Source organism: Plesiomonas sp. ZOR0011, assembly GCF_000800945.1.
GTDB lineage: Bacteria > Pseudomonadota > Gammaproteobacteria > Enterobacterales > CAMTGL01 > Plesiomonas > Plesiomonas shigelloides.
Map to the genome: position 1 here is coordinate 1 of NZ_JRKB01000076.1, position 24,986 is coordinate 24,986.

The 24,986-nt window shown below is 51.7% G+C and carries 41 protein-coding genes and 1 pseudogene; 6 read left to right on the forward strand and 36 right to left on the reverse strand.

Translation table 11 applies throughout. The annotated features are described in order from the left end of the window. The first annotated feature begins 405 nt into the window (after positions 1-405). Positions 406-948: a gamma carbonic anhydrase family protein gene (locus tag L975_RS14485; RefSeq protein ID WP_010862693.1), complete on the forward strand. Its 543-nt coding sequence runs from the start codon at positions 406-408 to the stop codon at positions 946-948. 11 nt (positions 949-959) lie between these two features. Here L975_RS14485 and L975_RS14490 read toward each other — a convergent pair whose 3' ends face one another. Genes L975_RS14490 through L975_RS14520 form a run of 7 tightly spaced genes read right to left on the reverse strand, consistent with a single transcriptional unit; the run spans position 960 to position 5,841 of the window. Continuing rightward, positions 960-1,220 carry a DUF1488 domain-containing protein gene (locus L975_RS14490; protein WP_047709154.1) on the reverse strand — a complete coding sequence of 87 codons (261 nt, stop codon included), beginning with the start codon at positions 1,218-1,220 and terminating at the stop codon, positions 960-962. Between the two features lie 11 nt (positions 1,221-1,231). Then, positions 1,232-2,041: a shikimate dehydrogenase gene (gene aroE / locus L975_RS14495; RefSeq protein WP_047709155.1), complete on the reverse strand. Its 810-nt coding sequence runs from the start codon at positions 2,039-2,041 to the stop codon at positions 1,232-1,234. Between the two features lie 51 nt (positions 2,042-2,092). After that, on the reverse strand, positions 2,093-2,647 hold the full coding sequence (locus tag L975_RS14500) for a Sua5/YciO/YrdC/YwlC family protein (protein WP_047709156.1): 555 nt from the start codon (positions 2,645-2,647) through the stop codon (positions 2,093-2,095). Positions 2,648-2,663: 16 nt separating this feature from the next. Then, entirely contained in the window at positions 2,664-3,206 is a 543-nt protein-coding gene (locus L975_RS14505; protein ID WP_047709157.1) for a topoisomerase DNA-binding C4 zinc finger domain-containing protein, read from the reverse strand. A gap of 2 nt (positions 3,207-3,208) precedes the next feature. After that, a complete protein-coding gene (locus L975_RS14510; RefSeq protein ID WP_010862698.1) occupies positions 3,209-3,685 on the reverse strand; it encodes a DUF494 family protein in 477 nt (158 codons plus the stop codon). Next, entirely contained in the window at positions 3,657-4,787 is a 1,131-nt protein-coding gene (gene dprA, locus L975_RS14515) for a DNA-processing protein DprA (protein WP_047709158.1), read from the reverse strand. Before dprA ends, L975_RS14510 begins: the two co-directional genes overlap by 29 nt. Further along, positions 4,771-5,841, reverse strand: a complete 1,071-nt coding sequence (locus tag L975_RS14520) for a LysM peptidoglycan-binding domain-containing protein (protein WP_010862700.1) — start codon at positions 5,839-5,841, stop codon at positions 4,771-4,773. The genes dprA and L975_RS14520 overlap by 17 nt, the downstream gene beginning before the upstream one ends. 115 nt (positions 5,842-5,956) lie before the next feature. Between L975_RS14520 and def the strand changes: the two genes are divergently transcribed. The 5 genes from def (at position 5,957) to mscL (ending at position 10,760) form a co-directional block, all read left to right on the forward strand. Continuing rightward, positions 5,957-6,469 (forward strand): peptide deformylase, encoded by a 513-nt coding sequence (gene def / locus L975_RS14525; protein WP_010862701.1) that lies wholly within the window; start codon positions 5,957-5,959, stop codon positions 6,467-6,469. A 12-nt stretch (positions 6,470-6,481) separates the two neighbouring features. After that, complete coding sequence (gene fmt, locus L975_RS14530) at positions 6,482-7,429, forward strand: methionyl-tRNA formyltransferase (RefSeq protein WP_047709159.1); 948 nt, start codon at positions 6,482-6,484, stop codon at positions 7,427-7,429. Between the two features lie 41 nt (positions 7,430-7,470). Further along, a complete protein-coding gene (gene rsmB / locus L975_RS14535; protein ID WP_039045910.1) occupies positions 7,471-8,760 on the forward strand; it encodes a 16S rRNA (cytosine(967)-C(5))-methyltransferase RsmB in 1,290 nt (429 codons plus the stop codon). 29 nt (positions 8,761-8,789) lie between these two features. Further along, entirely contained in the window at positions 8,790-10,166 is a 1,377-nt protein-coding gene (gene trkA, locus L975_RS14540; protein ID WP_047709160.1) for a Trk system potassium transporter TrkA, read from the forward strand. Between the two features lie 183 nt (positions 10,167-10,349). Next, on the forward strand, positions 10,350-10,760 hold the full coding sequence (mscL, locus tag L975_RS14545; RefSeq protein ID WP_039045903.1) for a large-conductance mechanosensitive channel protein MscL: 411 nt from the start codon (positions 10,350-10,352) through the stop codon (positions 10,758-10,760). 99 nt (positions 10,761-10,859) lie between these two features. Here mscL and rplQ read toward each other — a convergent pair whose 3' ends face one another. The 29 genes and pseudogenes from rplQ to L975_RS17750 all read right to left on the reverse strand — a co-directional run. Continuing rightward, on the reverse strand, positions 10,860-11,243 hold the full coding sequence (gene rplQ, locus L975_RS14550) for a 50S ribosomal protein L17 (protein WP_010862706.1): 384 nt from the start codon (positions 11,241-11,243) through the stop codon (positions 10,860-10,862). A 40-nt stretch (positions 11,244-11,283) separates the two neighbouring features. Next, entirely contained in the window at positions 11,284-12,273 is a 990-nt protein-coding gene (rpoA, locus tag L975_RS14555; RefSeq protein WP_010862707.1) for a DNA-directed RNA polymerase subunit alpha, read from the reverse strand. A gap of 25 nt (positions 12,274-12,298) precedes the next feature. Further along, positions 12,299-12,919 carry a 30S ribosomal protein S4 gene (rpsD, locus tag L975_RS14560; protein ID WP_010862708.1) on the reverse strand — a complete coding sequence of 207 codons (621 nt, stop codon included), beginning with the start codon at positions 12,917-12,919 and terminating at the stop codon, positions 12,299-12,301. Between the two features lie 32 nt (positions 12,920-12,951). Then, entirely contained in the window at positions 12,952-13,341 is a 390-nt protein-coding gene (gene rpsK / locus L975_RS14565) for a 30S ribosomal protein S11 (protein ID WP_010862709.1), read from the reverse strand. A 13-nt stretch (positions 13,342-13,354) separates the two neighbouring features. Then, positions 13,355-13,711: a 30S ribosomal protein S13 gene (gene rpsM, locus L975_RS14570; RefSeq protein ID WP_010862710.1), complete on the reverse strand. Its 357-nt coding sequence runs from the start codon at positions 13,709-13,711 to the stop codon at positions 13,355-13,357. A 145-nt stretch (positions 13,712-13,856) separates the two neighbouring features. Further along, positions 13,857-13,970, reverse strand: coding sequence for a 50S ribosomal protein L36 (gene rpmJ, locus L975_RS14575; RefSeq protein ID WP_010862711.1), 114 nt, complete (start codon positions 13,968-13,970; stop codon positions 13,857-13,859). Positions 13,971-14,006: 36 nt separating this feature from the next. Further along, complete coding sequence (secY, locus tag L975_RS14580) at positions 14,007-15,332, reverse strand: preprotein translocase subunit SecY (RefSeq protein ID WP_010862712.1); 1,326 nt, start codon at positions 15,330-15,332, stop codon at positions 14,007-14,009. A 7-nt stretch (positions 15,333-15,339) separates the two neighbouring features. Further along, positions 15,340-15,774 (reverse strand): 50S ribosomal protein L15, encoded by a 435-nt coding sequence (gene rplO / locus L975_RS14585; protein ID WP_010862713.1) that lies wholly within the window; start codon positions 15,772-15,774, stop codon positions 15,340-15,342. Positions 15,775-15,777: 3 nt separating this feature from the next. Next, complete coding sequence (rpmD, locus tag L975_RS14590) at positions 15,778-15,957, reverse strand: 50S ribosomal protein L30 (RefSeq protein WP_010862714.1); 180 nt, start codon at positions 15,955-15,957, stop codon at positions 15,778-15,780. Between the two features lie 5 nt (positions 15,958-15,962). Beyond that, a complete protein-coding gene (rpsE, locus tag L975_RS14595; RefSeq protein WP_010862715.1) occupies positions 15,963-16,463 on the reverse strand; it encodes a 30S ribosomal protein S5 in 501 nt (166 codons plus the stop codon). A gap of 14 nt (positions 16,464-16,477) precedes the next feature. Further along, complete coding sequence (gene rplR, locus L975_RS14600; RefSeq protein ID WP_010862716.1) at positions 16,478-16,831, reverse strand: 50S ribosomal protein L18; 354 nt, start codon at positions 16,829-16,831, stop codon at positions 16,478-16,480. 9 nt (positions 16,832-16,840) lie between these two features. Continuing rightward, positions 16,841-17,374, reverse strand: coding sequence for a 50S ribosomal protein L6 (gene rplF / locus L975_RS14605; RefSeq protein ID WP_010862717.1), 534 nt, complete (start codon positions 17,372-17,374; stop codon positions 16,841-16,843). Positions 17,375-17,391: 17 nt separating this feature from the next. Next, a complete protein-coding gene (rpsH, locus tag L975_RS14610) occupies positions 17,392-17,784 on the reverse strand; it encodes a 30S ribosomal protein S8 (protein ID WP_010862718.1) in 393 nt (130 codons plus the stop codon). Between the two features lie 34 nt (positions 17,785-17,818). Further along, a complete protein-coding gene (gene rpsN / locus L975_RS14615; RefSeq protein WP_010862719.1) occupies positions 17,819-18,124 on the reverse strand; it encodes a 30S ribosomal protein S14 in 306 nt (101 codons plus the stop codon). A 12-nt stretch (positions 18,125-18,136) separates the two neighbouring features. Further along, positions 18,137-18,676, reverse strand: coding sequence for a 50S ribosomal protein L5 (gene rplE, locus L975_RS14620; RefSeq protein WP_010862720.1), 540 nt, complete (start codon positions 18,674-18,676; stop codon positions 18,137-18,139). A gap of 15 nt (positions 18,677-18,691) precedes the next feature. Continuing rightward, positions 18,692-19,006 carry a 50S ribosomal protein L24 gene (rplX, locus tag L975_RS14625; protein WP_010862721.1) on the reverse strand — a complete coding sequence of 105 codons (315 nt, stop codon included), beginning with the start codon at positions 19,004-19,006 and terminating at the stop codon, positions 18,692-18,694. An 11-nt stretch (positions 19,007-19,017) separates the two neighbouring features. After that, a complete protein-coding gene (rplN, locus tag L975_RS14630) occupies positions 19,018-19,389 on the reverse strand; it encodes a 50S ribosomal protein L14 (RefSeq protein ID WP_010862722.1) in 372 nt (123 codons plus the stop codon). Positions 19,390-19,594: 205 nt separating this feature from the next. Then, on the reverse strand, positions 19,595-19,849 hold the full coding sequence (gene rpsQ, locus L975_RS14635; RefSeq protein ID WP_010862723.1) for a 30S ribosomal protein S17: 255 nt from the start codon (positions 19,847-19,849) through the stop codon (positions 19,595-19,597). Beyond that, positions 19,849-20,040, reverse strand: a complete 192-nt coding sequence (gene rpmC, locus L975_RS14640; RefSeq protein WP_010862724.1) for a 50S ribosomal protein L29 — start codon at positions 20,038-20,040, stop codon at positions 19,849-19,851. The genes rpsQ and rpmC overlap by 1 nt, the downstream gene beginning before the upstream one ends. Further along, positions 20,040-20,450 carry a 50S ribosomal protein L16 gene (rplP, locus tag L975_RS14645; protein ID WP_010862725.1) on the reverse strand — a complete coding sequence of 137 codons (411 nt, stop codon included), beginning with the start codon at positions 20,448-20,450 and terminating at the stop codon, positions 20,040-20,042. The genes rpmC and rplP overlap by 1 nt, the downstream gene beginning before the upstream one ends. Positions 20,451-20,461: 11 nt before the next feature. Next, the gene (gene rpsC / locus L975_RS14650) at positions 20,462-21,163 is read right to left on the reverse strand and encodes a 30S ribosomal protein S3 (RefSeq protein ID WP_010862726.1); all 702 of its coding nucleotides are present in this window, start codon (positions 21,161-21,163) and stop codon (positions 20,462-20,464) included. Between the two features lie 17 nt (positions 21,164-21,180). Beyond that, a complete protein-coding gene (rplV, locus tag L975_RS14655; protein WP_010862727.1) occupies positions 21,181-21,513 on the reverse strand; it encodes a 50S ribosomal protein L22 in 333 nt (110 codons plus the stop codon). Positions 21,514-21,523: 10 nt separating this feature from the next. Further along, on the reverse strand, positions 21,524-21,802 hold the full coding sequence (rpsS, locus tag L975_RS14660) for a 30S ribosomal protein S19 (protein WP_010862728.1): 279 nt from the start codon (positions 21,800-21,802) through the stop codon (positions 21,524-21,526). A gap of 24 nt (positions 21,803-21,826) precedes the next feature. Further along, positions 21,827-22,645, reverse strand: a complete 819-nt coding sequence (gene rplB / locus L975_RS14665; protein WP_010862729.1) for a 50S ribosomal protein L2 — start codon at positions 22,643-22,645, stop codon at positions 21,827-21,829. A 19-nt stretch (positions 22,646-22,664) separates the two neighbouring features. Further along, on the reverse strand, positions 22,665-22,967 hold the full coding sequence (rplW, locus tag L975_RS14670; RefSeq protein ID WP_010862730.1) for a 50S ribosomal protein L23: 303 nt from the start codon (positions 22,965-22,967) through the stop codon (positions 22,665-22,667). Continuing rightward, on the reverse strand, positions 22,964-23,569 hold the full coding sequence (gene rplD, locus L975_RS14675) for a 50S ribosomal protein L4 (RefSeq protein WP_010862731.1): 606 nt from the start codon (positions 23,567-23,569) through the stop codon (positions 22,964-22,966). Before rplD ends, rplW begins: the two co-directional genes overlap by 4 nt. Before the next feature lie 18 nt (positions 23,570-23,587). Further along, complete coding sequence (gene rplC, locus L975_RS14680) at positions 23,588-24,217, reverse strand: 50S ribosomal protein L3 (protein ID WP_010862732.1); 630 nt, start codon at positions 24,215-24,217, stop codon at positions 23,588-23,590. 31 nt (positions 24,218-24,248) lie between these two features. Next, the gene (gene rpsJ / locus L975_RS14685; protein WP_001181005.1) at positions 24,249-24,560 is read right to left on the reverse strand and encodes a 30S ribosomal protein S10; all 312 of its coding nucleotides are present in this window, start codon (positions 24,558-24,560) and stop codon (positions 24,249-24,251) included. 328 nt (positions 24,561-24,888) lie between these two features. Then, positions 24,889-24,986: pseudogene (locus tag L975_RS17750) on the reverse strand (elongation factor Tu); the annotation flags it as partial.

The following is a 24,986-nucleotide window of genomic DNA, read 5'->3' on the forward strand; positions in this document are numbered from 1 at the left end:
AGATTGTCTGATTAACTTTTTAAAGAGCGTTTCGTTACCGAAGTAACGACAGGACGCGCATTATTCCGCTTTCCTGCTGTGCCGTCAAGCATTTTTTATCATGCTCAACTGCGTTGTTTCGTTGACCACCGACCACGGTGATTTGCATCACTGCTGCCGTGTCAGTGGGGTCGCATTATAGGGCGTGATTTCATTCTGGCAAGCAAAAATTCGCACAATGCGATCGAGTGATTACTTTTTATTCTTTGCGAGGATCTTCGCCCTTACGTAAGATCCTGCGTACTGTCGGACGATCGTGATGGAATCTGTAGTTTCCACCTTTTTTATTCTGTGCTGATTGTACCGACCGCTGAACACCGTAGACTAACCGCAGATTAATCACATGAATAAGAAAGGTTTTAATTTATGACGGTATTGCGTCCTTATAAAGGCAAAACACCGGAAATTGGCCAACGGGTCATGCTGGATGAAAGTTGCGTCATTATCGGCCATGTTACGCTCGGTGATGATGTCAGCATCTGGCCTAGCGTGGTGATCCGCGGTGATGTGAACTATATCACCGTCGGTAATCGGACCAACATCCAAGACGGTAGTGTTCTGCATGTAACCCGTAAGACCAGCGATAACCCAGCCGGCCTACCACTGTATCTGGGCGATGACGTGACCATCGGCCATAAAGCGGTGCTGCACGGTTGCACGGTCGGCAATCGGGTTCTGATTGGCATGGGCGCAATTATTCTTGATGGTGCAGTGATTGAAGATGAAGTGATCATTGGCGCCGGTGGTTTGGTTCCGCCGCACAAGCATCTGGAAAGTGGTTATCTGTATCTGGGTAATCCGGTACGTCAGGCGCGTTTGCTGACTGCAGAAGAACGCGCCTCGTTACAACAATCAGCCGATAACTATCTACATCTCAAGAACGAGTATCTGGCCGAACAAGCGCAATGATCAACGTGCGTTTACTGCAAGTGGATCATTCCGAGGTCATCAAACGCATCTTGTCTGATGGCCTCTTCGGCTTCTTCTTCAATATCCCAGCGCCATTGACGGAAAATCGCTAGCGCCTGTTCAGGAGCAACGAGGCAACCTGCTCGCACACTTAAGGCATGTAAACCAATTCGACACTCAATCCGCATTCCCTGCACCATGGCCGGAAAGACCACTTGCTGCAACTCATCACTCCAGCGCTCCAGCTCTGGAAATAGGATTGCTTGATTCATGCTTATACTCTCTAACGTAACTGCGTAATAACCGGGAGAATCTCCGGCATGATACCACGCCATAAATAAAAGGCATGTGCCGCCTGCCCCACCAGCATGCCAATGCCATCGGCCAGTTGCTGCGCCCCAGCTTCTGCCGCGAAAGCTAAGAATGGCGTCAGTTCACGGCTGTAATACATGTCGTAGCAGGCGGTCTGCGCCCCGATCACGCTGGCGGCAAGCGGAGGAACATCGCCTTGAATACCGCTGGCGGTTGCATTGATGATCAGATCGAATTCCGCGTCCACTAAGCGGGCATAGTCTGCTGCGCTGATCGTAACGCCACTCTCCACACTCATCGCCACCAGCGCTTGCGCCCGCACCAACGTGCGATTGGCAATGGTCAGCGAAGCGGGTTGTTGCTCGAGCAATGGATGTAACGCGCCACGTGCCGCGCCACCAGCACCCAGCAACAAGATGCGCGCCCCTTGCAACGGAAACTGTAACCGACGTAAATCTTCCACCAAGCCAGCGCCATCGGTGTTATCCCCCAACAGCGAGCCATCGTCATTCAAGCGCAAGGTATTCACCGCTCCGGCCAACTGCGCGCGCGGAGTTTTATGTTCGGCGAGCTGGAAGGCCAACTCTTTGAACGGCACTGTGATATTACAGCCTCGCCCGTGCTGGCGAAAAAACTGGCGAATAAAATCATCACAGCCTTCTAACGGACCGAGCAATGCCTCATAGCAGATGTCCTGCCCAGTCTGCTCGGCAAAGAGCCGATGGATCAATGGCGAACGACTGTGGTTTATCGGATGACCAATAACAGCATAATGATCCATGGCATTCAGACTCCGTAGCAGGAATGGATGACAAAATACAACAAGCAGCAATCAACTCGGGCGCAACACGGCGCCGGTTTGCGCATCTCGAATTTCAGACGGGTTCTCTCGACCACCCACCAGTCCGGATAACACGGCTAGCTGGGTGCCAAATTGCGCCACCACCTCGTGCTCTAAACGGCAAGGAGGCAAGCCGGTCAAATTGGCACTGGTTGAGGTCAGAGGTTTACCAAATGCCTGGCACAAACGGCGCACATCCGGATGATCGGAGACCCGCACCGCTATTGAGTCAAACTGACCCGTCAGCCAACGCGGCACTGACGATTTAGCCGGCATCACCCATGTCACCGGCCCTGGCCAGCTGTGTAAAATGCGCGCCAGACACTCATCAGAGAGCAGGCTGTCATCCACATATGGCTGTAATTGGGCATAGTCAGAAGCTATGAGGATCAAGCCTTTTTCCACCAGTCGCTGTTTCAGTGCTAACAACCGTTCAACGGCCAGCTGATTATCCGGATCACAGCCCACGCCAAAGACCGCTTCGGTGGGATAAGCAATGACCTCCCCCTGACGCAGGGCTGCCACACAGTGTTCTAATGAGCTCATGGGAATCTTCCGGAAATTAGTCGTGATCAATCCAGCGTCCGCACTGCTTGTTCGCACATTGCAGACGTACACCGTGCGCCGTTTTGCGCTCCAGCAACAACGGATAATGGCAGTGTGGGCATTCGCGGCTAATCGGTTTGTAATTGACAGCAAACTGACAGGCCGGATAGCGATCGCAGGCGTAGAACGTTTTGCCATAACGCGATAAGCGTTGCAACAGCTGTCCTGAGTGACACTGCGGACACGCCGCCGCCGTTTGCGCTGGGGCATCTAATGCTTGGGTATAGTCACACTGCGGATAAGCGGAGCAGCCCACAAACATCCCATAGCGACCTTGGCGCAACACCAAGTCTGCTTGGCAAACTGGACAAGGTTGGCCTTCCAGCACTTTAATGATGTGACCATCACGCTGCTGCAGTGGGCGCAGATAATCACAAGCCGGATAGGCGCTACAGCCTAAAAAGAGGCCCTGCTTACCTTGACGGATTTGCAGGGCCGCGCCGCACTCCGGACACACATCCGACTGCGAATGCGCCTGAAATAACGGGGTCTTACTCATATTCAGTGCTGCATCCCTTCGCCTTTGGCTTCAAACAGGATAGTTTCCATCTTTTCATAGGCCGCTTCATGCCCTGGCACATTAAACAGCACCATCAGTACCACCCACTTCAGATCTTCGAGCTCCAGCTCACCGGCTTCCAGCTCCATCACCCGATCGATGACCATCTCGCGGGTGTCGGTATCCAAGACTTCAATCTGTTCTAAAAACAGCAAAAAGCCACGACACTCGACATCCAGACGATTCATCTCTTCATCGGTGTAGATGCGGATAGTATCCGGCGCTTGCGCCAGCAGATACGGCGTTACATCACTTTCCTGCAGAGCTGCCAGCTTCTCAAGCCAGATCAGCGCCTTGTTAATTTCTTCCGGATGAAAACCGGCCCGCGTCAACTCATCGGACAGAGCTTCCTGATCCACTTGGATTTCTTGCTCCGTGTGGACATAAGTTTCAAATAGGTACATCAATACGTCGAACATGGCCTGTCCTCCTTATCCGGACATAGCCGCCAGGTACTGCTGCGATCCAACCGGCCAGTTCTAACTCCAGTAATTGGATCAGAACTTCAGCAACAGGTTGGCCGGCACGTTCGGCGACAACATCTACAGGTGTAACTTCTTCCGTTACGGTAGCTAACAGCTTGGCAAATGGCAATTGCTGAGCCTCGGTAGATGCAATTAATTCTGTTTGCTGTTCATTTACCCAACAGAGCAGACTGCCGAGCTGCTCTTGGATATCGGCTGGCGACTCCACCAACCAAGCACCTTGCCGGATCAGCTGATGGCAACCACGACTGGCCCCGCTACCAATGGCGCCCGGTAAAGCAAACACCTCGCGTCCTTGCTCTAACGCATAACGCGCCGAAATCAACGAGCCGCTGCCTTCCGTGGCCTCCACCACCAATAAGCCAACCGCCAATCCACTGATAATTCGGTTGCGACGCGGAAAATGCTCTGGTCGCGCCGCCTGCCACGGGAAAAACTCCGACACCAGCGCCCCTTGCTGCGCCACAATCTGCTGCGCTAAGCGTTGGTGCTGACGCGGGTAGAGTTTTTGCAAACCGCTGCCCAATACGGCCACCGTCAGCCCTGACACCTCCAATGCTGCCTGATGGCAACAAGCATCAATACCCAACGCCAAACCGCTGGTGATCACCATGCCACTGCGCGCTAATTCGGCCGCGAAATAATGTCCCCACTGTTTACCATACGGAGTGCAATCTCGGCTGCCCACCATCGCCAATTGTGGACGCAACAAAACTTCCGGCGAACCTTGTATAAATAAGACCACAGGCGCATCCGGGAGTTGCTGTAATAAAGGTGGGTACGCAGGAGAGTCCGGCGTTAAAATATGATGGGACGATGACGCATCACGCCACGCCAAAGCGTGCGCGACCCATTGTAGAGATTCTTGCTGCCAAAACGCACACTGACGCTCGCTCCAACCGAGGCGGCGCCAGTCATCAACCGAGTTTGCTGCCAGTTGCGCCAAAGAAAAGCGGCTTAACCATTGTTTCAGGCGTACCGGACCGATGCCCGGTACGCTGTACAAGCGTAACCAACACTCAACCGGCGCTGGCATGATGCAAACTATCGGCGTAACGCGGGCTAATCACTTGTGCGCCCAGTCGGGTCGGCTCTTGCAGTGACATCAGTAAGCCCAGACTTAGTTTGTCCGTCACCTGAAACACCACCACTTGACCAACCCACTCACCCGGTAGACGCTCATTATTGCGATCTAGCCAACGCTGGCCGGTGGTCGCATCTTGCGCCAGTTTACGCCCTTCACGTGTTTTCACCGTCTCCAAGCCCGGCGCTTTGACTAAAAACACATCGCCCTGACGCACACCTTGCGTTTTGCCGATATTCAGCGTCACCACATCACGCGGCACCATCCAGTTACTGCCGCTGGAGGTATCTAAGATTTCACCTTTAATGGCGCTGCTCGGCTGCAAGCCCATGCGCAGCGAATAAGAATCAGACTGCAACTCCGGCACCACCACATCGCCCGGCGCAATTTCCAACAGCGGATCGCCCACCACCAAGGCGGTGCTGACTGGCCCGCTCTCAGACACTTCAATCGTCGCCACTCGGCTCATGCGCACTCCGAGAGTCTGCCGATTGCTATCGCGAATAGTTTCTTGTGGACGGAACACCGCATAGCGTTCGCCACTCACCAACAGGCCATCGACATACAAAGGCCGACCGCCGGTCATCCGCCGCTGCCCATCATTATTACCAATCACTTTAGGCCACTCTTTCAGTGCCTGCTGATCGGCAATTTGCTCTTGATTAAGGTAAGTGAGCAGACGTCCCACATCCAACGTCGGGATCGGGCTGACGCCATAGGCCGCACCACTGCCCACGTGCGGATCTTTACTCAGCACCGGTTTGCCATTCACCCAATGCAGATACAAACGATCGCCCGGAAAGATCCAATGCGGATCGGCAATCTGCTGGTTCTTCTGCCAAATCTCCGGCCAACGCCACGGTTGAGTCAGAAACCGGCCGGCAATATCCCATAGCGTATCGCCCTTCCTCACGATATATTCTTGCGGATAGTTATCTTTGAGCTGAGGAGCACTTATACTCAGCCAAGGCACGAGCAACAGCAGAGATAGCCAACGAAACTTCACGGCATTTTACCTTTCAGATGGTGGTCGACGACCAAATGCTGTCAATCACCGGTGAAAATGTCTAGAATGTCACCGATCATCGGTTTAGAAATCAAGGTACAGCTCCAAGACTCTTATGGCAGTATTGCAGGTATTACATTTTCCCGACGAGCGGCTGCGCACCAAAGCGGCGCCGGTTGCTGAAGTGAATGCTGACATCCAGCGTATCGTAGACGATATGTTTGATACCATGTATGAAGAAGAAGGTATCGGACTGGCAGCTACACAAGTGAACATACACCAACGGATCGTTGTCATTGATGTGTCCGAAAACCGCAATGAACGTTTGGTTCTGATCAATCCGGAGCTGATTGAAAAATCAGGGGATACCGGAATCGAGGAAGGATGCCTGTCAGTCCCAGGTTCGCGGGCACTGATTGCCCGGGCCGAACAAGTCCGGATCCGTGCTCTTAACTATGAAGGGCAGCCTTTCGAGCTGGAAGCAGATGATCTGCTGGCGATCTGTATTCAACATGAAATGGATCACCTCGAAGGCAAACTGTTTGTCGATTACCTGTCACCGCTCAAACGTCAGCGCATCCGACAGAAGATTGAAAAGATGGATAAACAGGCCCGTCGTCAAGCTTAACGGAGTTACCTTTTGAGCCAAGCATTACGTATTGTCTTTGCCGGTACCCCTGATTTTGCAGCGCGTCATCTTGACGCGCTGCTCGCTTCTGAACATCAGGTCGTCGGCGTCTACACCCAGCCGGATCGCCCAGCTGGTCGCGGAAAAAAACTCACCCCAAGTCCAGTCAAAGTACTGGCCGAACAACACGCCATTCCGGTATTCCAGCCGCCCACACTGCGCAAAGAAGAGTACCAGCAAGAGCTGGCCGCCCTGAATGCCGATGTTATGGTGGTGGTAGCCTATGGCTTAATCCTGCCTAAAGTGGTGCTGGATCTGCCGCGTTTAGGTTGCATCAACGTACACGGCTCCTTGCTACCACGCTGGCGAGGCGCAGCGCCTATCCAGCGCTCACTATGGGCCGGTGATAGCGAAACTGGCATCACCATCATGCAGATGGATATCGGTCTGGATACCGGCGATATGCTGCATAAGGTCGCTTGCCCAATTACTGCGCAAGACACCAGTGCCAGCTTGTACCAAAAATTGGCGGATATGGGCCCAGATGCCCTACTGACCACCTTGGCCCAATTGGCCGAAGGTCGCGCCCAGCCGCAAGTGCAAGACGAAGCACTGGTCACTTACGCTGAAAAGCTCAGCAAAGAAGAAGGTCGCCTCGATTGGCAGCAACCGGCTGATTTCAGTGAACGCTGCATTCGCGCCTTTAATCCATGGCCGATGAGCTATTTTGACGTCGCTGGGCAAACCATTAAAGTTTGGCAAGCCAACGTGCTGCCACACCAGCAAAACGCGACGCCGGGCACCGTGTTGCACGCCGACAAGCAGGGCATTCAAATTGCCACCGCAGAGGGCGTGTTGAACCTGACCGTCTTGCAGCCGGCCGGTAAAAAACCGATGCCAGTGCAAGACCTGCTCAATTCTCGACGGGAATGGTTTGAACCAGGCACCGTCCTTAGCTAACTCTAACTGATAAGCCGGCGATGCCGGCTTTTTTGATAATCATGAAAACAAACGTACGCGCCGTCGCCGCCGACATCCTTTACCAAGTGCTGGAGCAAGGCCAATCGCTCAGCAGTGCACTGCCCAAAGCGCAGCACAAAATTGCTGAACGGGATGCGGGTCTCCTGCAAGAAATCTGTTTTGGCACCTTGCGAGTATTACCGCGTCTGGAAGCTTGCCTGCAACAGCTGCTGGAAAAACCGCTCAGCGGCAAGCAACGCATTATCCATCAGCTGCTACTAGTTGGCCTGTACCAGCTGCTGTATACCCGTATCCCGCCACATGCCGCGGTCGGCGAATCAGTTAATGCCGTGGTCGCCTTAAAGCGCCCAGCCTTCCGCGCCTTGGTCAATGGCGTGCTGCGCCGTTTCCAACGAGAACAAGATGCTATTTTGGCGCTAGCAGATCTAAAATCTGCCCCAAGTCACCTGCATCCACAGTGGCTGGTCAAGCGTCTACAAAACGCCTATCCCGAACAGTGGAGTCACATCCTCGACAATAACAACCAAAAACCGCCGATGTGGCTGCGGGTCAACCGCCAACACCACAGCGCCACAGACTATTTGGCGCTGTTGACCGAGCAGCAGATCGAGGCCGAACTCAGTGCTGAACACCCCGATGCCATCTTGTTGCACGCACCGGTTGCTGTTACCCGTCTACCGGGTTTTGCCGATGGTTGGGTCACCGTACAAGATTTGTCCGCCCAGCACGCCGCATTACTGCTGGAGCCGCAAAACGGCGAACTGATATTGGATGTGTGCGCCGCGCCGGGTGGGAAAACGACCCATATTCTGGAAATGGCACCACACGCGCAGGTCGTAGCGGTAGATGTCGAACAAACACGTCTGAATCGCGTTGCGGAAAACCTTGAGCGATTAGGTCAACAGGCGACATTGATTTGTGGTGATGGCCGGCAGCCGCGCCAATGGTGGCCAGAAGGGCAATTTGACCGCATCTTATTAGATGCACCGTGCTCGGCAACCGGCGTAATCCGCCGTCATCCTGACATCAAATGGCTCCGTCGTGCCGCCGATATCGACGTGCTCACCGAGCTACAAAAAGAGATCTTCGATGCCACCTGGGATCTGCTCAAACCGGGCGGCATCTTGGTATATGCTACCTGCTCGGTGCTGCCAGAAGAAAACCATTTGCAGATTGAGGCTTTCCTGCAACGCACAAAGGATGCAGAATTGATCCCGCTAGGTAAGGATGCGCAGCCAGACTGGCAGCTATTACCGGATAGCCAACGCGGCGATGGCTTTTTCTATGCCAAACTAAGAAAAACAGCCTAACCTCAGATCAGTCAAACGGATACGATGCAATGAAGATTATTATCCTCGGCGCCGGCCAAGTCGGCGGCACACTGGCCGAAAATCTGGTGGGTGAAAATAACGACATCACGATCGTCGATCAGGATCCGGAGCGTCTACGCCAGTTACAGGATAAGTTTGACCTGCGCGTCGTGCTCGGCCACGGCGCACACCCGCGCGTACTGCGTGAAGCCGGTGCGCAAGATACCGACATGCTGGTTGCCGTCACCAACTCCGATGAAACCAACATGATCGCCTGTCAGGTGGCCTATTCGCTGTTCAACACCCCGAATCGGATCGCCCGGATCCGCGCGCCAGAGTACATCAAAGAGCAAGGTCGTCTGTTCACCAATGAAGCGGTGCCGATCGATTACTTGATCACACCAGAGCAACTGGTCACCGACTACATCCGCAAATTGATCGAATACCCAGGCGCACTGCAAGTGGTGAACTTCGCCGAAGATAAAGTCAGTTTGGTCGCGGTGAAAGCCTACTATGGTGGGCCGTTGGTCGGAAATGCCTTATCGGCGCTGCGTGAGCATATGCCACACATCGATACCCGCGTCGCAGCAATCTTCCGCCAAGGTCGTCCGATCAAGCCACAAGGTACCACCATCATCGAAGCCGATGATGAAGTGTTCTTTGTCGCGGCAACACACCATATCCGCGCGGTCATGAGTGAATTACAACGGTTAGAAAAACCGTATAAGCGACTAATGATTGTCGGTGGCGGGAATATCGGGGCCGGGTTGGCCAAGGAGCTGGAGCAAAACTACAGCATCAAGCTCATTGAGCGTAACCCTGAGCGCGCTGCCGAGCTGGCTGAAATGCTGCACGACACCATCGTATTTTGTGGTGATGCCTCCGATCAGGAGCTGCTCAACGAAGAGCATATTGAGCAAGTCGATGTGTTCATCGCTATCACTAACGATGATGAAGCCAACATCATGTCGGCAATGCTAGCCAAGCGACTGGGCGCCAAAAAAACCATGGTGCTGATCCAGCGCTCAGCCTATGTGGATCTGGTGCAAGGCGGCGTGATTGATGTGGCGATTTCGCCGCAGCAAGCCACCATTTCCGCACTGTTAACCCACGTACGCAAGGCCGACATTGTAAGTGTGTCCTCACTTCGTCGTGGTGCAGCCGAAGCCATCGAAGCCATTGCCCACGGTGACGAGTCCACCTCGAAAGTGGTCGGGCGCGCAATTGGTGAAATTCGTCTGCCAAGCGGTACCACCATCGGTGCGATTGTCCGGGGCGACAGTGTGATGATTGCCCACGATGATACCGTCATCGAACAGGGCGACCACGTGGTAATGTTCCTTACTGATAAAAAGCACGTGCCCGACGTTGAACGCCTGTTCCAGCCGAGCCCGTTCTTCTTGTAAGCTCCTCAGCTCACCACTATATCCCCCAAAAAAGCAGAATTTATTCTGCTTTTTTATTTGCCTGAAATGTCACACAAAGTTAGGGTACAGGCTATATTCACATAATGTTGTGTCTATCGTTACCCCTATCAGCAACGTGGCGTACCCGCCGGTATACAAGCAAAGTACAAAAGGATTGGGATCATGAGCTTTTTAAAAGAATTTCGTGAATTTGCCATGCGTGGCAATGTGGTGGACTTAGCCGTCGGTGTGATTATCGGTGCGGCATTTGGCAAAATTGTCTCTTCACTGGTCGGCGATATCATCATGCCCGTATTGGGACTGGTGATTGGTGGGGTCGATTTTCGTCAATTTCATCTCGAACTGCGTGAAGCCACCGCAGCAGCGCCAGCGCTCACGCTTAACTACGGCATGTTCATCCAGCAACTGTTCGATTTCACCATCATCGCATTTGCCATTTTTGTCGCCGTAAAAGCGTTGAATCGACTCAAACGTAAAGAAGAAGCCGCACCTGCGCCAACGCCTGAACCCAGTGCAGAAGAAAAGTTACTGACCGAAATTCGTGATTTACTTAAGCAGCAAAACGACAAGTGACAAGTAAGCAGCAAATAAGCATGTAGGAAGGAAAGCAGGGGAGTGGAAAAAAGACAATAAAAAAGCCGGGATAAACCCGGCTTTTTTAATTTGGCGTGATTACTCAGCTGCAGCTTCTGCAACTGGAGCACGGTCAACCAGCTCGATGTAAGCCATCGGCGCGTTGTCACCCGCACGGAAACCACACTTCAGGATACGAGTGTATCCGCCAGCACGGTTCACAAAACGTGGGCCCAATTCATTAAACAGTTTCGCAACGATCTCGTTATCACGAGTGCGAGCGAATGCCAGACGACGGTTTGCAACGCTGTCGGTCTTGGCAAGGGTGATCAGCGGCTCAACTACGCGACGCAGCTCTTTTGCCTTAGGCAGGGTCGTCTTGATTACTTCGTGACGAACCAGAGAGCTGGCCATGTTGCGGAACATAGCCTGACGATGGCTGCTGTTACGGTTCAGTTGACGACCACTCTTACGATGGCGCATGACCTTATCCTTCTCAGAAAAACCTTAACCTGTGATCTGGTTACTCATCAGCAATGCTTGCTGGAGGCCAGTTTTCCAGGCGCATACCCAGAGACAGACCGCGAGATGCCAGAACGTCCTTGATCTCAGTCAGAGACTTCTTACCAAGGTTTGGCGTCTTCAGCAGTTCAACTTCTGTACGCTGTACCAAATCACCGATGTAGTGGATAGCTTCTGCCTTCAGGCAGTTAGCAGAGCGGACAGTCAATTCCAGATCGTCGACAGGACGCAGCAGAATTGGATCGAATTCCGGCTTCTCTTCTTTCACTTCCGGCTGACGAACATCACGCAAGTCAACGAAAGCTTCCAGCTGTTCAGCCAGGATGGTCGCGGCACGACGGATCGCTTCTTCAGGATCAATAGTACCGTTGGTTTCCATCTCGATAACCAGCTTGTCCAGATCGGTACGCTGTTCAACACGGGCAGCTTCTACATTGTATGCAATGCGCTCTACCGGGCTGAAACAGGCATCGACCAGCAAACGACCGATCGGACGCTCGTCTTCTTCAGTATGAATACGAGCGGAAGCCGGCACATAACCACGACCACGCTGAACTTTGATACGCATGCTGATAGCGGCGTCTTCATCAGTCAGATGGCAGATTACGTGCTGCGGATTCACGATCTCAACATCACCGTCATGGATGATGTCGGCTGCGGTTACAGGGCCGATACCAGATTTATTCAGAGTCAGAATGACTTCATCTTTACCCTGAACCTTGACCGCGAGCCCTTTCAGGTTGAGCAGGATTTCCAGGATATCTTCCTGTACACCTTCTTTGGTGCTGTACTCATGCAGTACACCATCAATTTCAACCTCAGTCACCGCGCAACCCGGCATAGACGAAAGCAGAATGCGGCGCAGTGCGTTACCCAGAGTATGGCCAAAGCCACGCTCAAGTGGTTCAAGGGTGACCTTGGCATGCGTCGAACTGATTTGCTCGATATCTACCAGGCGCGGTTTAAGAAACTCTGTCACAGAACCCTGCATTGTGTCCTCTCTTTGCTGCTAAGCCTTACTTGGAGTAAAGCTCGACGATCAGGTGTTCGTTAATGTCCGCAGACAGATCGGAGCGCTCAGGAATGCGCTTGAACACACCTTCCATCTTCGCAGCGTCTACTTCCAGCCATGCTGCTTTTTCGCGCTGCTCAGCCAGCTCCATCGCTGCCTTGATACGAGCCTGCTTCTTAGATTTCTCGCGAATGCTGATTACGTCATTCACAGAAACTTGGAAAGAAGGAACGTTAACGACCTTACCATTAACCATGATCGCCTTGTGGCTTACCAACTGACGTGATTCAGCGCGAGTGGCACCGAAACCCATGCGGTAAACTACGTTATCTAAACGGCCTTCCAACAGCACCAACAGGTTTTCACCAGTGTTGCCTTTCAGGCGAGCGGCGGTTTTGTAGTAGTTACGGAACTGACGCTCCAGCACACCGTAGATACGACGTACTTTCTGCTTTTCACGTAACTGAACACCGTAGTCAGACAGACGTGGCTTGCGCGCACCGTGCTGACCAGGAGCGGTGTCAATTTTACACTTAGAGTCAATCGCACGTACGCCTGATTTCAGGAACAGGTCAGTACCTTCACGACGGCTCAGCTTGAGCTTAGGGCCCAGATATCTTGCCATTTTCTTTCTCCAACAATCCTAGAAACGTCGAGTTATACGCGGCGTTTCTTCGGCGGACGACAACCGTTGTGAGGAATCGGAGTCACATCAGTAATGTTAGTGATGCGGAAACCAGCCGCGTTCAGCGCGCGAATGGAAGACTCACGACCTGGGCCTGGGCCCTTAACCATAACTTCCAGGTTCTTCAGACCGTAGTCTTTAACCATCTCAGCACAGCGCTCTGCAGCAACCTGAGCAGCAAATGGAGTAGACTTACGAGAACCACGGAAACCTGAACCACCGGCAGTTGCCCAACCCAGAGCATTGCCTTGGCGGTCAGTGATAGTCACAATGGTGTTGTTGAAAGACGCATGGACATGAGCCACACCGTCAGAAACTTGTTTTCTTACACGCTTACGTGCACGAACTGGAGCTTTAGCCATTTTCTAACCCCGATTATTTTTTGATCGGTTTACGCGGGCCCTTACGGGTACGCGCGTTGGTCTTAGTACGCTGACCGCGAACTGGGAGACCACGACGATGACGCAGACCACGGTAGCAGCCAAGGTCCATCAGACGCTTGATGCTCAGGGTCACTTCACGACGCAGGTCACCTTCAACGGTGTACTTGGCAACTTCGTCACGCAGCTTATCGATTTGTTCTTCAGACAGCTCACTGATCTTAGTGCTTTCAGCAATACCCACAGCAGCCAGGATGGCTTGAGAGCGGGTCTTGCCGACGCCATAAATTGCAGTCAGAGCAATTACAGCATGCTTATGATCAGGAATGTTAATGCCTGCAATACGGGCCATATGCACTCCTAAATTTATATACTGGTAGGCCAATCTGAAAAGCCCGTTTTCAGGATACCCAAATGACCATACCAACTTCACACAAAAGGTCGGCTGGCTAATTTAGCCAGCCGGCCGTTACTTTGCAAGAAAAATATGCAGTAAATCAGCCTTGACGCTGTTTATGCTTTGGCTCGCTGCAAATCACACGCACAACACCGTTGCGCTTGATGATTTTGCAGTTACGGCACAGCTTCTTAACGGAAGCACGAACTTTCATTTCTACTCTCCGCAACCTTTGGTGGTGCTCTGTCGATTAACGACCAATCCCTTTCAGGTTGGCTTTCTTCAGAGCGGACTCATACTGATGAGACATCAGATGGGTCTGTACTTGAGCCATAAAATCCATGATAACAACAACGACGATCAACAACGATGTACCACCGAAGTAGAAACGCACGTTCCACGCTACCATCATGAACTCAGGTATCAAGCAGATAAAGGTGATATATAAAGCGCCTGCTAATGTCAGACGAGTCATCACTTTATCAATGTACTTCGCGGTTTGTTCACCCGGACGGATCCCTGGCACGAACGCACCTGACTTCTTCAGATTATCTGCTGTCTCACGCGGGTTAAACACCAACGCGGTATAGAAGAAGCAGAAGAAGATGATTGCAGCTGCATATAACATAGCATGTAACGGGCGACCCGGTTGCAATGCTAATGCAATGTCAGACAGCCATGTCATACCTGATCCTTGACTGAACCACTGCGCAAGCGTAGCGGGGAAAAGGATAATACTGGAAGCAAAGATAGCAGGAATAACCCCAGCCATATTCACTTTCAGTGGCAGGTGTGTACTTTGTGCCGCGAATACACGACGACCTTGTTGACGCTTGGCATAGTTTACAACAATTCTACGCTGACCGCGCTCAACAAATACAACAAAATACGTAACTGCAAAAACAATGGCGGCAATCAACAACAGCAGAAGTACATGCAGTTCGCCTTGACGCGCCTGTTCAAACGTATGTCCGATAGCAGAAGGTAATCCCGCCACGATACCTGCGAAGATAATCATGGAGATACCGTTACCGATACCGCGCTCAGTAATTTGCTCACCTAACCACATCAAGAACATGGTGCCAGTAACCAAACTCACAACCGCTGTAAAATAGAAACCAAAGCCCGGATTATGTACCAGACCTGGAATCATACTTGGTAAGCCAGTTGCAATACCGATTGCTTGGAATGTACCTAAAACCAGCGTGCCGTAACGGGTATAGTGGCTAATCTTACGACGCCCCGCTTCCCCTTCTTTCTTCAACTCTGCCAGCGGTGGATACACCACCGTTAACAGCTGAACAATAATGGATGCCGAAATGTACGGCATAATGCCCAGAGCAAAGATCGACGCACGCTGAAGAGCACCACCGGAGAACATGTTAAACATCTCGATGATGGTGCCCTTCTGCTGTTCAAACAAGGTCGCAAGAACAGAGGCATCAATACCAGGAATTGGCACGTAGGAGCCAGCACGGAATACGATAATCGCACCCAACAGAAACAGCAAGCGACGCTTCAGTTCTGTCAGCCCGCCCTGAGCACCTCGAAAATCAAATCCTGGTTGTTTAGCCATCTGTTAATTATTCCTCGATTTTACCGCCAGCGGCTTCAATAGCTGCACGTGCACCTTTAGTGACACGCAGGCCACGTACGGTTACAGCGCGAGTTACGTCACCAGACAGAACAATCTTAGCGAATTCCATGTCTTTAGTGATGATGTTTGCCGCTTTCAGTGCGTTCAGATCGATCTGATCGCCTTCAACTTTAGCCAGCTCAGACAGACGAACTTCGGCTGTAACAGCTGCTTTCAGAGAAGTGAAACCGAACTTAGGCAGACGACGATACAAAGGCATTTGACCGCCTTCGAAACCGCGACGTACACCACCGCCGGAGCGGGATTTCTGGCCTTTGTGGCCGCGGCCACCGGTTTTACCCAAGCCAGAACCAATACCGCGACCTACACGCTTAGCTGATTGCTTAGCGCCTTCAGCCGGAGAAAGAGTATTCAAACGCATCTGTTACTCCTCAACCTTGATCATGTAGGATACTTGATTAATCATACCGCGAACTGCCGGAGTGTCGATCAGTTCAACAGTGTGATTCATGCGACGCAGGCCCAGGCCACGCAGGGTAGCTTTGTGCTTCGGCAGACGGCCGATGGAGCTACGAGTCTGAGTTACTTTGATAGTCTTAGCCATGGTCATTACCCCAGAATTTCTTCAACGGATTTGCCACGTTTAGCAGCGACCATCTCAGGAGACTTCATGTTAGCCAGAGCGTCGATGGTAGCGCGTACCACGTTGATCGGGTTAGTAGAGCCGTACGCTTTGGACAGAACGTTACGAACGCCTGCCACTTCCAGTACAGCACGCATAGCACCGCCAGCGATGATACCGGTACCTTCAGATGCCGGTTGCATGAAAACGCGAGAACCTGTGTGAGCACCTTTAATTGGGTGCTGCAGAGTACCGCTGTTCAGCGCAACGCTCACCATGCTGCGACGGGCTTTCTCCATCGCTTTTTGGATCGCTGCTGGAACTTCACGGGCTTTACCGTAACCAAAACCTACGCGGCCGTTACCATCACCCACTACAGTCAGAGCGGTGAAAGAGAAAATACGACCACCTTTAACGGTCTTAGATACACGGTTTACCGCGATCAGCTTTTCCTGCAGTTCACCAGCTTGTTTTTCGATGTTAGCCATCTTACACCTCTACCTTAGAACTGAAGGCCAGCTTCGCGGGCAGCATCTGCCAGCGCTTGGACACGGCCGTGATACTTGAAACCGGAACGGTCAAAAGCAACTGCTTTAACGCCTTTTTCCAGAGCGCGTTCAGCAACAGCTTTACCGACAGCGGCTGCGGCATCTTTATTACCGGTGTACTTCACTTGCTCAGCAATCGCTTTTTCTACAGTTGAAGCAGCGGCCAGAACTTCTGAACCGTTAGCTGCGATAACTTGCGCGTAGATGTGACGCGGAGTACGGTGAACCACCAGGCGAGTCGCACCCAGTTCTTTAATATTGCGACGTGCGCGGGTCGCACGACGGATACGAGCTGCTTTCTTATCCATAGTGTTACCTTACTTCTTCTTAGCCTCTTTGATACGCACGACTTCGTCAGCGTAACGTACACCTTTACCTTTGTAAGGCTCAGGACGGCGGTAAGCACGCAGGTCAGCTGCAACTTGGCCAATCACTTGCTTGTCAGAGCCCTTCAGAACGATTTCGGTCTGAGTTGGACATTCAGCAGTAACGCCAGCAGGCAGTTGGTGCTCAATTGGGTGTGAATAACCTAAGCTCAGAGCAATTGCATTGCCCTTCAGCGCCGCACGGTAACCAACACCTACCAGCTGCAGCTTCTTCTGGAAGCCTTCGGTAACACCTACCAGCATATTGTTAACCAGTGCACGAGCAGTACCAGACTGCGCGTTAGCACCCGCAACGCCTTCGCGTGGAGCGAAAGTGATTGCGTTGTCAGCAAAGTTAACTTCTACGCCATGATGAATAGTACGAGTCAGCTCGCCATTCTTGCCTTTCAGGGTAATAACCTGACCGTTGAGTTTCACCTCTACGCCGGCAGGAATGACCACTGGTGCTTTAGCAACACGAGACATTCTTTCCTACCCCCTAATTAGGCTACGTAGCAGATGATCTCACCGCCGAGACCCGCTTGACGCGCGGCTCGATCAGTCATCACACCTTTAGACGTGGAGATTACGGCGATACCTAAACCACCCATAACTTTTGGCAGCACATCTTTCTTTTTGTAGATACGCAGGCCAGGGCGGCTTACACGCTGAATGCTCTCAACAACTGGATTGCCCTGGAAATAACGCAGGGTGATTTCCAGAACTGGCTTCGCGTCGCCTTCAACTTTGAAATCTTCGATGTAGCCTTCTTCTTTCAGCACGTTGGCAATTGCCACTTTCAGCTTGGAAGAAGGCATAGTGATCGCAAATTTCTTCGCTGCCTGACCGTTACGGATACGGGTCAGCATATCCGCGATCGGATCTTGCATGCTCATCTGTCTTTACTCCCGTGATTCAAATAGTGGTAAATTACCAGCTAGCCTTTTTCAGACCCGGAATTTCACCGCGCATAGCGGTTTCGCGGACCTTGATACGGCTCAGACCGAACTTACGCAGGAAACCGTGTGGACGACCAGTTTGGCGGCAACGGTTACGCTTACGGATCGGACTTGAATCACGTGGCATCTGTTGCAGTTTCAGCACAGCTGCCCAACGATCTTCGTCAGAGGCATTTACATCGGAGATGATTGCCTTCAGTTCTTGACGCTTAGCGAAGAACTTCTCAACCAATTCGGCACGCTTTACTTCACGTGCGATCATTGATTCCTTAGCCATAGTAACCCTACCTTACTTACGGAATGGGAAGTCAAACGCAGCCAGCAGTGCACGGCCTTCATCATCGCTCTTCGCAGTAGTGGTGATGGTAATATCCAGACCACGTACACGATCGACTTTATCGTAGTCGATTTCAGGGAAGATGATTTGCTCACGCACACCCATGCTGTAGTTGCCACGACCGTCGAATGACTTCGGGTTCAAACCACGGAAGTCACGGATACGTGGAACAGCAATGCTGATCAAACGCTCAAAGAATTCCCACATGCGTTCACCGCGCAGGGTTACTTTGCAGCCGATTGGATAACCCTGACGGATTTTAAAGCCAGCAACAGAGTTGCGAGCTTTAGTGATCAGTGGTTTCTGACCGGAGATCGCTGCCAGATCTGCCGCAGCATTATCCAACAACTTCTTATCAGCCAGAGCTTCACCGACACCCATGTTCAGGGTAATCTTTTCGACTCGTGGGACTTGCATGACAGATTTGTAGCCGAACTGCTCTTGCAGTTTCGCAACTACCTGCTCTTTGTAGTAATCATGCAGTTTCGCCATCGTACTACTCCAGAATTACTTGATAGTTTCGCCATTAGATTTAAAGAAACGGACTTTTTTGCCGTCTTCAAATCGGAAGCCTACACGGTCAGCCTTGCCGGTAGCCGCGTTGAAGATTGCAACGTTAGAAGGCTGGATTGCAGCTTCTTTTTCAACGATGCCACCGGTTACACCCATTGCCGGAACCGGCTTCTGGTGCTTCTTAACCAGGTTGATACCTTCAACGACCAGCTTGCCAGTAGGCAAAACCTTGGTCACTTTACCGCGCTTACCTTTATCTTTGCCAGTCAGCACGATAACTTCATCGTTACGACGGATTTTTGCAGCCATGGTTCAGCTCCTTACAGTACTTCGGGTGCCAGAGAAATGATCTTCATGAACTTTTCAGAACGCAGTTCACGAGTTACTGGGCCGAAAATACGTGTACCGATCGGCTGCTCACTGTTGTTGTTCAACAGAACGCAAGCGTTACGGTCGAAGCGAACGACAGATCCGTCCTGGCGACGAACACCCTTCTTGGTGCGCACCACCACCGCCTTCAGGACATCACCTTTCTTGACCTTGCCGCGAGGAATTGCTTCCTTCACGGTGATCTTGATGATGTCACCGACACCAGCGTAGCGACGGTGCGAGCCACCCAGAACCTTGATACACATTACGCTGCGCGCACCGGAGTTGTCGGCTACGTCCAGCATAGTCTGTTCTTGGATCATGTTAGTGCTCCGCTAAAGTCAACTACTAACAGCTCTAAGACATATAAATGAGCTGTCATGGACCCATCTCGGGTCAGGATTTCCCATTACCTAGGGCGGCGCATTATAACACCGCTTACTGAGCATGGGTAGACAAAAAGTAAACGACCCCATCGGGCCGTTTACCCGGTTCTTTATGCTTGTATGTAAAATCGTAAAGATTTAATTACAGTACAGCTTTTTCTACAACGCGAACCAGAGTCCAAGACTTGGTCTTAGACAGTGGACGACACTCGCGGATCTCTACCAGATCGCCAGCGCCACACTCGTTGTTCTCGTCATGCACGTGCAGCTTGGTAGTACGCTTGATGAATTTACCGTAGATTGGGTGCTTCACCATGCGCTCGATAGCTACAACGATGGACTTGTCCATCTTGTCGCTAACTACACGACCCTGCAGAGTACGGATTTTATCAGTCATTACGCACCCGCCTTCTCAGTCAGAACAGTTTTAACACGCGCGATGTTACGACGCACTTGTTTCAGCAGATGATTCTGCTGCAGCTGACCGGTGGCTGCTTGCATGCGCAGGTTGAACTGTTCACGCAGCAGGTTGAGCAGCTCAGCATTCAGCTCTTCAACGCTCTTTTCACGCAGTTCTTGTGCTTTCATCACATCACCGTCTTAGTTACAAAGGTGGTCTTGATTGGCAGCTTAGCCGCAGCCAGCTTAAATGCTTCACGAGCCAGCTCTTCAGAAACGCCATCCATCTCGTACAGAACCTTGCCAGGTTGGATCGGGGCTACCCAGTACTCAACGTTACCTTTACCCTTACCCATACGAACTTCAAGCGGCTTCTCAGTGATTGGTTTGTCTGGGAACACACGGATCCAGATTTTACCTTGACGCTTAACAGCACGAGTCATTGCACGACGAGCTGCTTCGATTTGACGAGCAGTCAGACGACCACGACCAACAGCCTTCAGACCGAAGGTGCCGAAGCTTACATCAGTGCCCGCAGCCAGACCGCGGTTGCGGCCTTTCATGATCTTACGGAACTTGGTACGCTTTGGTTGCAACATCACAATTCTCCTTACTTACGAGCTTTGCGCTGCTGCTTTTTAGGTTGTGCAGCCGGTTTTTCCGGTTGTTGCACAGCAGCCATACCGCCCAGGATCTCACCTTTGAAGATCCACACTTTCACGCCGATTACGCCGTAAGTAGTGTGAGCTTCAGCAGTGTTGTAGTCGATGTCAGCACGCAGGGTGTGCAATGGCACACGGCCTTCACGGTACCATTCAGTACGCGCGATTTCTGCGCCGCCCAGACGGCCGCTAACTTCAACTTTGATGCCTTTCGCACCCAGACGCATTGCGTTCTGTACCGCGCGCTTCATAGCACGACGGAACATTACACGACGTTCCAGCTGGGAAGTGATGCTTTCTGCAACCAGTTTCGCGTCCAGTTCTGGCTTACGAACTTCAGCGATGTTGATTTGAGCAGGAACACCTGCAATCTTGGCAACTACGTTGCGCAGCTTCTCAACATCTTCGCCTTTCTTACCGATTACTACGCCAGGACGAGCGGTGTGAATAGTCACACGGATGCTCTTCGCTGGACGCTCGATAACAATGCGAGAAACAGATGCTTTCGCCAGTTCCTTTGACAGGTACTGACGAACTTTAAAATCGCTGTCTAAGTTGTCAGCGAAATCTTTGGTATTGGCGAACCAGGTAGAGTCCCAAGGCTTAACAATACCCAGGCGAATACCATTAGGATGTACTTTCTGACCCATTGCTACTCTCCAGAATCTTAGCGATCAGACACAACCACAGTGATGTGGCTGGTGCGCTTCAGGATGCGATCTGCACGACCTTTAGCACGTGGCATGATGCGCTTCATGCTTGGACCTTCGTCTACGAAGATCTTGGAGATTTTCAGATCATCCACATCAGCGCCTTCGTTGTGCTCGGCGTTAGCAATGGCAGACTCCAGCACTTTCTTAACCAGATCAGCAGCTTTTTTGTTGCTGTAGGTCAGAATTTCCAGTGCAAGAGCAACTTTCTTACCGCGAACTAAGTCAGCTACCAGACGAGCTTTCTGCGCGGAAGTACGAGCATAACGGTGTTTAGCAATAGCTTCCATCTCTTACCTCTTAACGCTTCTTAGCCTTTTTATCGGCAGCGTGGCCGCGATAAGTACGAGTCGGAGCGAATTCGCCCAGCTTGTGACCAACCATTTCATCGGTAACATAAACTGGAACATGCTGACGACCATTATGGACGGCGATGGTCAAATTGATCATTGTAGGAATGATCATTGAACGACGGGACCAGGTCTTAACTGGTTTTTTATCCCCGCTTTCCACCGCTTTCTCTACCTTCTTCAGCAAGTGCAGGTCGATAAATGGACCTTTCTTGAGAGAACGTGGCATGGCTTATCCTCTAAATCGTGTCAATTACTTACGGCGACGTACGATGTACTTGTCGGTACGCTTATTGCTGCGAGTCTTCTTACCTTTGGTAGGAACGCCCCAAGGAGTTACTGGGTGCTTACCAAATGTACGACCCTCACCACCACCGTGTGGGTGATCTACTGGGTTCATCGCAGTACCGCGAACGGTAGGACGAACACCACGCCAGCGAGCTGCACCGGCTTTACCCAGTACGCGCAGCATGTGCTCAGAGTTACCAACTTCACCGATAGTTGCACGGCAGTCAGCCAGAACTTTGCGCATTTCGCCAGAACGCAGACGCAGGGTTACGTAGGCACCATCACGCGCAACAACTTGCACGTAAGTACCTGCGGAGCGAGCCAGCTGGCCGCCTTTACCTGGTTTCATTTCTACGTTGTGAACAGTAGCACCAACTGGGATGTTGCGCATTGGCAGGCAGTTACCTACCTTGATTGCGGCATCAGCACCAGATTGGATTTGGTCGCCAGCTTTCAGGCCTTTTGGAGCCAGAATGTAACGACGCTCACCGTCTTTATACAGAACCAGCGCGATGTTCGCGGAACGGTTCGGGTCGTATTCCAGGCGCTCAATGGTGGCTGGGATGCCATCTTTGTTACGCTTGAAGTCAACCAGACGATAATGTTGCTTATGACCACCACCGATGTGACGAGTAGTGATGCGGCCGTTGTTGTTACGACCACCAGTCTTAGACTTGGTGTCCAACAGAGCTGCAAAAGGCTTGCCTTTGTGCAGTTCGTTGTTAACCACTTTCACTACATGGCGACGACCCGGGGATGTCGGCTTACATTTAACGATAGCCATTGTTCTTTACTCCTCCGAATTACTCAGCGCCGCCAACGAAGTCCAGATTCTGGCCTTCTTTCAGGGTGACGTAAGCTTTCTTCAAGTCGCTACGACGACCAACGCGGGCACCGTGACGCTTAACTTTACCCTTCAGGATCAGGGTGCGTACGTCTTTAACTTCAACTTCAAACAGCTTTTCAACAGCTGCTTTGATTTCAGCTTTGGTGGCGTCTTTTGCTACTTTGAACACAATGGTGTTTTGTGTTTCAGCAGCCATAGTCGCTTTTTCAGAGATGTGCGGAGCACGCAATACTTTCAGCAGACGTTCTTCACGGATCATGCCAGCATCTCCTCAACTTGCTTAACAGCCTCAGCGGTCATTACAACCTTGTCGAACGCGATCAGGCTAACTGGATCCATGCCGTTTACGTCGCGAACGTCAACCTTAAACAGGTTGCGAGCTGCCAGGAACAGGTTCTCATCAACTTCAGCAGTGATGATCAGCACGTCTTCCAGAGCCATCTCTTTCAGTTTCTGTGCCAGCAGTTTGGTTTTTGGAGCTTCTACAGAGAAGTTCTCAACCACGATCAGACGTTCCTGACGAACCAGTTCGGACAGGATGCTCTTCATCGCACCGCGGTACATTTTCTTGTTAACTTTCTGGCTGTGATCTTGCGGCTTAGCAGCAAAAGTCACGCCACCAGAGCGCCAGATTGGGCTCTTGATGTCACCAGAACGAGCACGACCAGTGCCCTTTTGACGCCATGGTTTCTTACCAGAGCCAGAAACTTCAGCACGAGTTTTCTGAGCACGGGTACCTTGACGAGCACCTGCAGCGTAAGCAACAACAACCTGGTGAACCAGAGCTTCGTTGAAATCACGACCGAAGGTAGTCTCGGAAACAGTCAGCGCGCTTTGCGCGTCTTTCAATACCAATTCCATTCCTATACTCCTCCGCCGTTACGCCTTAACTGCCGGTTTCACGATCAGATCGCCGTTAGTTGCGCCAGGCACTGCACCTTTAACCAGCAGCAGTTTACGCTCAGCATCAACACGTACAACTTCCAGGGACTGCACTGTTACGCGTTCGTCACCCAGGTGACCGGTCATTTTTTTACCTTTGAACACGCGACCAGGAGTTTGGTTTTGACCGATGGAACCTAAAACACGGTGAGACAGGGAGTTACCGTGAGTCGCATCTTGAGTGCGGAAGTTCCAACGCTTAACACCACCTGCGAAGCCTTTACCTTTGGAAGTACCGGTAACGTCAACTTTCTTCACGTCAGCGAAGATGTCTACGTTAATTTCCTGACCAACAGTGAATTCTTCACCGCTTTCCAGACGGAACTCCCACTTACCGCGGCCAGCTTCAACGCCAGCTTTAGCAAAATGACCTGCTTCAGGCTTGGTTACACGGTTAGCTTTCTTGCTGCCAGTAGTAACCTGAATCGCGCTGTAGCCGTCATTTTCCAGGGTCTTAACCTGGGTAACGCGGTTGGCTTCGATTTCGATAACGGTAACTGGGATGGACACGCCGTCTTCAGTGAAGACGCGGGTCATACCCACTTTACGTCCGACTAAACCAATCATTGTATCAACCTCTTATCGTACGAAGACCTGATTAGCCCAGGCTGATCTGCACGTCAACGCCGGCAGCCAGATCCAGACGCATCAGAGCATCAACGGTTTTTTCAGTTGGCTCGACGATGTCGACCAAGCGCTTGTGAGTGCGGATTTCGTACTGGTCACGCGCGTCTTTGTTAACGTGCGGAGAAATCAGTACGGTAAAGCGCTCTTTGCGGGTCGGCAGCGGAATCGGGCCACGAACCTGAGCGCCAGTGCGCTTAGCAGTCTCGACGATTTCCGCGGTTGATTGATCGATCAAGCGGTGATCGAACGCTTTCAAGCGGATACGGATTCTTTGGTTCTGCATGAGACCAGAGCTCCAACAATCTTAAGGCACATAAAAATCCCACTATCACTCGTTCTTGACGAGGAAGTGTGATTCGCTTCTTTTTTCGTAGTTCCCATATCGGGAACGTTGTATTGCCGGCCACTAGTGGAAATTACCGGCGATGAGTTTTAAAACTCAGCTTAGCCAAATCGGATAAGCCAGCGCATTATACGCAATCTGAGCTGAAGTGCAACCCTGTTATCAGGATTTGTTCACTTTCACTGTAAAACTCATGATCTTGCTGCACGCAAGTAAAGTAAAAGGACGCTTTCGCGTCCTTTTACCGGTATTGCGCTTAAAGCATCAATTACTTGATGATCTTAGCAACAACGCCCGCACCTACAGTACGGCCACCTTCACGGATAGCGAAGCGCAAGCCTTCGTCCATCGCGATTGGTGCAATCA

Coding starts and splice junctions, on each gene's coding strand:
- secY (WP_010862712.1), bottom strand. CDS start 15,332: ATGGCTAAACAACCAGGATTTGATTTTCGAGGTGCTCAGGGCGGGCTG.
- aroE (WP_047709155.1), bottom strand. CDS start 2,041: ATGGATCATTATGCTGTTATTGGTCATCCGATAAACCACAGTCGTTCG.
- rpsD (WP_010862708.1), bottom strand. CDS start 12,919: ATGGCAAGATATCTGGGCCCTAAGCTCAAGCTGAGCCGTCGTGAAGGT.
- rpsK (WP_010862709.1), bottom strand. CDS start 13,341: ATGGCTAAAGCTCCAGTTCGTGCACGTAAGCGTGTAAGAAAACAAGTT.
- rplD (WP_010862731.1), bottom strand. CDS start 23,569: ATGGAATTGGTATTGAAAGACGCGCAAAGCGCGCTGACTGTTTCCGAG.
- rsmB (WP_039045910.1), top strand. CDS start 7,471: ATGAAAACAAACGTACGCGCCGTCGCCGCCGACATCCTTTACCAAGTG.
- rpsN (WP_010862719.1), bottom strand. CDS start 18,124: ATGGCTAAGGAATCAATGATCGCACGTGAAGTAAAGCGTGCCGAATTG.
- rpsJ (WP_001181005.1), bottom strand. CDS start 24,560: ATGCAGAACCAAAGAATCCGTATCCGCTTGAAAGCGTTCGATCACCGC.
- rpsH (WP_010862718.1), bottom strand. CDS start 17,784: ATGAGCATGCAAGATCCGATCGCGGATATGCTGACCCGTATCCGTAAC.
- rplQ (WP_010862706.1), bottom strand. CDS start 11,243: ATGCGCCATCGTAAGAGTGGTCGTCAACTGAACCGTAACAGCAGCCAT.
- rplE (WP_010862720.1), bottom strand. CDS start 18,676: ATGGCGAAACTGCATGATTACTACAAAGAGCAGGTAGTTGCGAAACTG.
- rpoA (WP_010862707.1), bottom strand. CDS start 12,273: ATGCAGGGTTCTGTGACAGAGTTTCTTAAACCGCGCCTGGTAGATATC.
- rpsE (WP_010862715.1), bottom strand. CDS start 16,463: ATGGCTAACATCGAAAAACAAGCTGGTGAACTGCAGGAAAAGCTGATC.
- rplV (WP_010862727.1), bottom strand. CDS start 21,513: ATGGAAGCTATTGCTAAACACCGTTATGCTCGTACTTCCGCGCAGAAA.
- rpmJ (WP_010862711.1), bottom strand. CDS start 13,970: ATGAAAGTTCGTGCTTCCGTTAAGAAGCTGTGCCGTAACTGCAAAATC.
- trkA (WP_047709160.1), top strand. CDS start 8,790: ATGAAGATTATTATCCTCGGCGCCGGCCAAGTCGGCGGCACACTGGCC.
- rplC (WP_010862732.1), bottom strand. CDS start 24,217: ATGATTGGTTTAGTCGGACGTAAAGTGGGTATGACCCGCGTCTTCACT.
- mscL (WP_039045903.1), top strand. CDS start 10,350: ATGAGCTTTTTAAAAGAATTTCGTGAATTTGCCATGCGTGGCAATGTG.
- rplO (WP_010862713.1), bottom strand. CDS start 15,774: ATGCGTTTGAATACTCTTTCTCCGGCTGAAGGCGCTAAGCAATCAGCT.
- L975_RS14490 (WP_047709154.1), bottom strand. CDS start 1,220: ATGAATCAAGCAATCCTATTTCCAGAGCTGGAGCGCTGGAGTGATGAG.
- dprA (WP_047709158.1), bottom strand. CDS start 4,787: ATGCCAGCGCCGGTTGAGTGTTGGTTACGCTTGTACAGCGTACCGGGC.
- rpsQ (WP_010862723.1), bottom strand. CDS start 19,849: ATGACTGATAAAATCCGTACTCTGCAGGGTCGTGTAGTTAGCGACAAG.
- L975_RS14505 (WP_047709157.1), bottom strand. CDS start 3,206: ATGAGTAAGACCCCGTTATTTCAGGCGCATTCGCAGTCGGATGTGTGT.
- rplR (WP_010862716.1), bottom strand. CDS start 16,831: ATGGATAAGAAAGCAGCTCGTATCCGTCGTGCGACCCGCGCACGTCGC.
- rpmC (WP_010862724.1), bottom strand. CDS start 20,040: ATGAAAGCACAAGAACTGCGTGAAAAGAGCGTTGAAGAGCTGAATGCT.
- L975_RS14500 (WP_047709156.1), bottom strand. CDS start 2,647: ATGAGCTCATTAGAACACTGTGTGGCAGCCCTGCGTCAGGGGGAGGTC.
- def (WP_010862701.1), top strand. CDS start 5,957: ATGGCAGTATTGCAGGTATTACATTTTCCCGACGAGCGGCTGCGCACC.
- rplB (WP_010862729.1), bottom strand. CDS start 22,645: ATGGCTATCGTTAAATGTAAGCCGACATCCCCGGGTCGTCGCCATGTA.
- rpmD (WP_010862714.1), bottom strand. CDS start 15,957: ATGGCTAAGACTATCAAAGTAACTCAGACTCGTAGCTCCATCGGCCGT.
- rplN (WP_010862722.1), bottom strand. CDS start 19,389: ATGATCCAAGAACAGACTATGCTGGACGTAGCCGACAACTCCGGTGCG.
- rpsM (WP_010862710.1), bottom strand. CDS start 13,711: ATGGCCCGTATTGCAGGCATTAACATTCCTGATCATAAGCATGCTGTA.
- rplW (WP_010862730.1), bottom strand. CDS start 22,967: ATGATCCGTGAAGAACGTCTGCTGAAAGTATTGCGTGCTCCGCACATC.
- rplP (WP_010862725.1), bottom strand. CDS start 20,450: ATGTTGCAACCAAAGCGTACCAAGTTCCGTAAGATCATGAAAGGCCGC.
- L975_RS14485 (WP_010862693.1), top strand. CDS start 406: ATGACGGTATTGCGTCCTTATAAAGGCAAAACACCGGAAATTGGCCAA.
- rplF (WP_010862717.1), bottom strand. CDS start 17,374: ATGTCTCGTGTTGCTAAAGCACCAGTGGTCATTCCTGCCGGCGTAGAG.
- rpsC (WP_010862726.1), bottom strand. CDS start 21,163: ATGGGTCAGAAAGTACATCCTAATGGTATTCGCCTGGGTATTGTTAAG.
- rplX (WP_010862721.1), bottom strand. CDS start 19,006: ATGGCTGCAAAAATCCGTCGTAACGATGAAGTTATCGTGCTGACTGGC.
- L975_RS14510 (WP_010862698.1), bottom strand. CDS start 3,685: ATGTTCGACGTATTGATGTACCTATTTGAAACTTATGTCCACACGGAG.
- rpsS (WP_010862728.1), bottom strand. CDS start 21,802: ATGCCACGTTCTCTCAAGAAAGGTCCATTTATCGACCTGCACTTGCTG.